General features: G+C 60.2%; 4 protein-coding genes and 1 pseudogene. 4 read left to right on the top strand and 1 reads right to left on the bottom strand.

Going from position 1 to position 3496, the window contains the following annotated elements:
• The 4 genes from AACS18_RS03090 to AACS18_RS03075 form a co-directional block, all read left to right on the top strand.
• Positions 1-342: arginine N-succinyltransferase (locus AACS18_RS03090; RefSeq protein ID WP_258228834.1), on the top strand; the 342-nt coding region annotated here is incomplete at its 5' end.
• A gap of 72 nt (positions 343-414) precedes the next feature.
• Complete coding sequence (gene astD / locus AACS18_RS03085) at positions 415-1884, top strand: succinylglutamate-semialdehyde dehydrogenase (protein ID WP_108613666.1); 1470 nt, start codon at positions 415-417, stop codon at positions 1882-1884.
• A 59-nt stretch (positions 1885-1943) separates the two neighbouring features.
• Positions 1944-2741 (top strand): DUF1338 domain-containing protein, encoded by a 798-nt coding sequence (locus AACS18_RS03080; protein ID WP_108613665.1) that lies wholly within the window; start codon positions 1944-1946, stop codon positions 2739-2741.
• 234 nt (positions 2742-2975) lie between these two features.
• On the top strand, positions 2976-3230 hold the full coding sequence (locus AACS18_RS03075) for a hypothetical protein (RefSeq protein WP_108613664.1): 255 nt from the start codon (positions 2976-2978) through the stop codon (positions 3228-3230).
• 88 nt (positions 3231-3318) lie between these two features.
• On the opposite strand, the pseudogene AACS18_RS03070 reads toward AACS18_RS03075, so the two are convergent.
• Positions 3319-3496: pseudogene (locus tag AACS18_RS03070) on the bottom strand (HAD family hydrolase); the annotation flags it as partial.

Here is a 3496-nt window from a genome sequence, read left to right as displayed (position 1 = left end):
GGCCAGACCCACGAGAAGACCCGCCCCGCCATCAAGATGCTGCAGGACGAGGGCTTTGTGAACCGTGGCTACGTCGATATTTTCGATGCGGGCCCCACCGTCGAGTGCGACGTGAAGAATATCCGCAGCGTGCGCCGCAGCAAGAAGCTGCGGGTGCTGGTGGGCGAGCCCATCGGTGGCAAGACCCACCTTATCTGCAACAGCCGTTTCGAACATTACCGCGCCTGCTACGGCAATATCCGCGTCGATCTCGACAAGCACGAAGCCATCATTCCGCCCAAGATGGCGGCGGCACTCAAGGTGCAGGATGGCGACATGGTGCGGGTGGTTGACCTCGACTGAGGCAAACAGGACAAGCAAACCGATTATCAGACAGGCAGCCGAGGCTGCCTGCCAGCGACAGGGAGTGAATGGATGAGCCAGTTAGTGCAATTTATCGACGGTCAGTGGCTTGCCGGTGAAGGCAAGCCGTTCGAGTCAACCGATCCGGCCAAGAACGAGGTGATCTGGCAGGGGGCTGCCGCCAGCGCGGCGCAAGTGGATGCCGCCGTCAAGGCCGCCCGTGCCGCCTTCTACCACTGGGCGGATATGAGCCTTGAGGATCGTCTGGCCATAGTGCGCCGTTATGCCGACCTGCTCGGCGAGCAGAAAGAGGCGCTGGCCCTGACCATCGCCCGCGAAACAGGCAAACCGCTGTGGGAGACCCGCACTGAAGTTGCGGCCATGCAGGGCAAGATTGCCATCTCCATCCGTGCCCACGACGAGCGCACCGGCACCGTTGAAAATGCCATGCCGGGTGCCAAGGCGTTTGTCCGTCACAAGCCCCACGGTGTGGTGGCGGTGTTCGGCCCCTACAACTTCCCGGGCCATCTGCCCAACGGCCATATAGTCCCGGCGCTGATTGCGGGTAACGCCGTGGTATTCAAACCCTCCGAGCTGACCCCCATGGTGGCCGAAGCCATGGTCAAGGTATGGCAGGAGGCGGGGCTGCCCAAGGGGGTGCTCAATCTGGTGCAAGGGGAGGTCGAGACCGGCAAGGCGCTGGCGGGCAATCCCGACATCGACGGCCTCTTCTTCACTGGTTCATCCCGCACCGGTCATTTCCTCCATCAGCAGTTTGCCGGCCAGCCGGGCAAGATCCTGGCCCTCGAAATGGGCGGCAACAACCCGCTGATCGTGAAAGACGTGAGCGACATCGACGGCGCGGTGCATGCCATCGTCCAGTCGGCATTTATCACTTCCGGTCAGCGCTGTACCTGTTCCCGCCGTCTGTTTGTCGAGCACGGCGAGCGTGGCGATGCCCTAGTCAAGCGACTGATCGAGGTGGTTAGCCAGATCAAGGTCGGCCTCTACGACGCCGCCGAGCAGCCGTTTATGGGCTCGATGATAAGCGAACGTGCTGCACTGGGCATGGTCGAGGCGCAAGCCAACCTGCAGCGCCTCGGTGGCGAGAGCCTGCTTACCCTCAAGCACCTGGAAGCGGGCACAGGTTTTGTCTCCCCGGGCATTATCGACGTGACCTCAGTGAGCGCGCTGCCGGACGAAGAGTACTTTGGACCGCTGCTGCAACTCATTCGTTACGATGATTTCGATGCTGCTATCGATCAGGGCAACGCCACCCGCTACGGTCTCTCGGCCGGTCTGCTGGGGGACAAGGAGGCGGACTGGCACCATTTCTTCAAGCGGATCCGCGCCGGTATCGTCAACTGGAACAAACCCATTACCGGCGCCTCCAGTGCCGCGCCGTTTGGTGGCATCGGCGCTTCCGGCAACCACAGGGCAAGCGCCTACTACGCTGCTGACTACTGTGCGTATCCGGTTGCCTCCGTCGAAGACAGCAAAGCCGCCATGCCGGATCAGCTGTCGCCCGGCCTGCGCTTCTAATAACGACACGGGGCATCCAGCGGTGCCCCGATTTGTACCCGCAATCAAAGGAAAGAGAGATGCAAAAGGATATCGACACCCTGTTCAGCCATCTGTGGGACAGCTACATCAAGGTGACCCCGAGCGCCCTCAAGGTGCACACCCTGCTGGGTGGCGGCGAGCCCATCGTCAACGATCACGTGGCGTTTCGTACCTACAACCTGCCCAAGCTGGGGCTGGAGAAGCTGGCAGCCCACTTCCTGGCGCTCGGTTACGAGCAGAAGGGCGAGTATGTCTTCAAGGCCAAGAAGCTCTACGCCAAGCACTTCGAGCATCAGGATCCGGACGCTCCCAAGGTGTTTATCAGCGAGCTGAAGGTCGAAGAGTTCTCCCCGGCGGCGCAGGCCATCATCCACAAGCTGGCCGATCAGGTGCCCGATCATCTGACCGATACCCCGGCATTTCTCTACACCGGCGCCCCCTGGCAGGTCTCCTATGCCGATTATCAGACTCTGCTGGCGGAGAGCGAGTACGCGGCATGGATGGCAGCATGGGGTTATCGTGCCAACCACTTCACGGTCAATATCAACAAGTTGAAGGACTTCGACACCATCCATCAGGTCAATGCGGCGCTCAAGGCGGCGGGTTTCGTGCTCAACAGCGTGGGTGGCGAGGTGAAAGGGGACCCGCAGGTGATGCTGGAGCAATCCTCCACCATGGCGGACAAAGCCGAGGTGCCGTTCAGCGATGGGGTGCGTACCATCCCGAGCTGCTTCTACGAGTTTGCCCTGCGCTATCCGCAGGCCGACGGCGTACTCTATCCGGGCTTTGTCGAGGCCTCGGCGGACAAGATCTTCGAATCGACGAATGCCATGTAACGGGAGCCACCCTGTTTCAGCCGCAACGCCTCCTTTGTGGAGGCGTTTTGTTTGGCGCAGAGTGACGGTATCGGGTGTTGTCTGACGCCGCGTGAAGAGGGGATTTGTACGGCGCCCAATCGGTAAGGGTTTGTTGATAAAAATGTGAACGAGATCACTTGAGACGACACAGATTGACGCTGGCGGCGGAGCAAAAAGGAGTAGAATGGCGCTTTATTTTTGCGGGGCCAATCGATGCCTAACTATCACTTTTTCAAGCAGGGTCAAGCGCTTACCTATCTAGATGCCAATGCACCCAGCTATAGCGATGAGCGTCGTCAACTGGTCGAACAGGGATTTGCCGCCATCGCCGCCCCCACCTTTGCAGATACCCCTGCCGAAGCCCTTGAGCTGCTTCGCACTCATCAGGCACTACAGGATGAGGCCAATGCCCTTTGTCTGACGGTTGCCACTATTCCGGCTGCGATCGCAACTCTGTCCGGGCACTGACGCTACCGCCATGCTCACATGAACAAAAAATGGTGCCACTGTGACGGCACCATTTTATCGGTTTGCCTGCTTGCCCCTGAGCCGTTTGGCGCTGGTGCAGGTCACCTTCGATAACCAGCACGGTATCCATCCCTGCCGCCTTGCCAGCCTCAAGCCCGATCCGGGTATCTTCAAACACCAGACAGTTGGCGGGATTGGCGCCGAGCAGTTCGGCCACCTGCAAGAAGGTGTCGGGATGCGGCTTGTGGTTGGTGACATCATCGGCG

Source organism: Aeromonas sp. HMWF015 (assembly GCF_963878965.1).
Taxonomy (GTDB): Bacteria; Pseudomonadota; Gammaproteobacteria; order Enterobacterales; family Aeromonadaceae; genus Aeromonas; species Aeromonas veronii.
The sequence above is the reverse complement of the archived record's forward strand: the minus strand, read 5'-3'. Positions and strand labels throughout refer to the sequence as shown.

Coding starts and splice junctions, on each gene's coding strand:
- astD (WP_108613666.1), top strand. CDS start 415: ATGAGCCAGTTAGTGCAATTTATCGACGGTCAGTGGCTTGCCGGTGAA.
- AACS18_RS03080 (WP_108613665.1), top strand. CDS start 1,944: ATGCAAAAGGATATCGACACCCTGTTCAGCCATCTGTGGGACAGCTAC.
- AACS18_RS03075 (WP_108613664.1), top strand. CDS start 2,976: ATGCCTAACTATCACTTTTTCAAGCAGGGTCAAGCGCTTACCTATCTA.